The 1,127-nt window shown below is 42.4% G+C and carries 1 protein-coding gene; it reads right to left on the bottom strand.

Features of this window, described 5'->3' with window-relative positions; genetic code table 11:
* Positions 1-270: 270 nt before the first annotated feature.
* Positions 271-1,127 (bottom strand): tetraprenyl-beta-curcumene synthase family protein (locus B9Z54_RS07000; protein ID WP_162785123.1); only part of this gene is annotated, 857 nt, incomplete at its 5' end.

The raw sequence follows: 1,127 nt of genomic DNA, 5'->3' as shown, positions 1-1,127 counted from the left end.
AGAAATGTCCACTAACATGCTTAAAGGAACTTCATATCTCCTTGAACATAAGTGAAAGCGCCGACAGACAAATAGACCAATAAGAAAAAGACGCCTCTTCCTTTTATTCTCTTCGGGTTATTTGACCCCGGGCGGCTATGTCTGTTCCAATGGATACCAAACATAGGGGCTGAGACTCGACTTAGGTATTATAGTTAAATTTATCCAAAACCCATTCTATAATTCCCTGAAAAAAAACAGATGACCCTTTCTCCGGGCCACCTGCCTCTATCAGGAACTTCTCTTCCATCCCTGAAATCTTCTATATAGTTTTCCATTGTAATAAAAAAACTTTGTCACCCAGCCTGAAGCATTCAGAAATTCTTTTGAAAAAGAGTGCACCTTTTGCTGTTTCCAGGCTTTTTCATCCGATAGATAAACACCGATTAAGCCTTTATTGATCAAACGGTGAAAATCAGCATGCGGAAGCTGGCTCGTATTTTCATCTGCTTTTTTTAGAAAGTGGAGCAAGCGATGTTTTAACACTTCTTCATTCTCATAATAGAAACAAAAGTTCAGGTCCCCGCCTTCGATATCTTCCTCTTGGTCTATAAAGTAGTCGAGGAGTATATGCAGCCCTTGAATATAAGGGAAATATCCATTGCGGATAGAATCTGCCTGGACGCTTTCATAATCTTCCCTGAGAGCGTAGGATACCAGACAGAAAATTCCCAGGGTGGACCCTGAGCAAGCAGAAAATTCATACCAGTCCATTTCCGGCAATGTATCTTTATATTGATAAAACCAGCTCTTGAGCCTGTCCGTTCTTTCTTCTTTCTTCACATGCTTATGTATTTGCAAATCACAGTAGTAATCGCAGAGCTCATGCAGATAGGGCTTGATGGAAGAGTAACCAGGCACCTCTTTTAAAACAGATTGGCATGTTTGGACAAGGCCGGCCAGGTATCCTCCATCATCCTGGTCCTCCCTGAAGCGGTAATAGTGCCTAAGGGGTGCCTCTATCGTCAATGCATCTTTCATGGATTCATGGAGAGCCGCAAAGTCTTGGGGATCCAGGGATGTACTGCGGTCGCACAGATTATCAAGATAATCACTGATGGTCTGGTAGGCCACTATGAATTTGATAG

Origin of the sequence: Bacillus sp. P14.5 (assembly GCF_003316765.1) — a bacterium.
Taxonomy (GTDB): domain Bacteria; phylum Bacillota; class Bacilli; order Bacillales; family Bacillaceae_B; genus Rossellomorea.
This window is presented reverse-complemented; position numbering and strand designations above follow the sequence as displayed.